Origin of the sequence: Methanooceanicella nereidis (genome assembly GCF_021023085.1) — an archaeon.
GTDB lineage: Archaea > Halobacteriota > Methanocellia > Methanocellales > Methanocellaceae > Methanooceanicella > Methanooceanicella nereidis.
On record NZ_PGCK01000038.1, the window covers coordinates 1 to 549 of the forward strand.

At 49.5% G+C, this 549-nt stretch carries 1 protein-coding gene; it reads right to left on the bottom strand.

All coding sequences use genetic code 11. The features are described from left to right. Positions 1 to 58: 58 nt before the first annotated feature. A partial coding sequence (gene hdrC, locus CUJ83_RS16010; RefSeq protein WP_230743392.1) for a CoB--CoM heterodisulfide reductase subunit C occupies positions 59 to 549 on the bottom strand: 491 nt, incomplete at its 5' end.

Here is a 549-nt window from a genome sequence, read left to right on the forward strand (position 1 = left end):
GCCTCAATGCCCGGATATCTGTTCGGTGCGATACATCCTAAGTAAAGTGAAGACTTCATCATTTCTTACCACCCTCAATATCAGCCTTGATCTGCATCAGGCCAGTGGCTTCGAGTATTTTCTGAATGCCCGGCAAAAACTCCGGATACGAATGAGTTGTCGGCGGATCAGCCTTTAACCCCAGCCTCTTCCTCAGCTCACGGTTAGCATCATTATTCGGCACACCATGACCCGTCTGGAAAATAAAACCAGCAGTCTGCAGGAAGTTCCTCGGCACAATATGCTGCCTGGTCGCCATATTCCTCAACGCAATAATAACATCAGTCGGCTTAACATGCCTCGGACACCTGTCAGTACAGGTATAACACGTAGAGCAGTACCAGATATCATCACTTTTAAGCAACTGGTCTTTCAACCCCAGGGAGACCATTCTCATGATCTTTCTGGTCCTTAGTGCGTTCCTTCTGCCCTGGGGGCAGCCGCCTGTACAGGTACCACACTGGTAGCATACAGAGATGTTCTCTCCGCCTGCCTTCTCAATGTCATGGG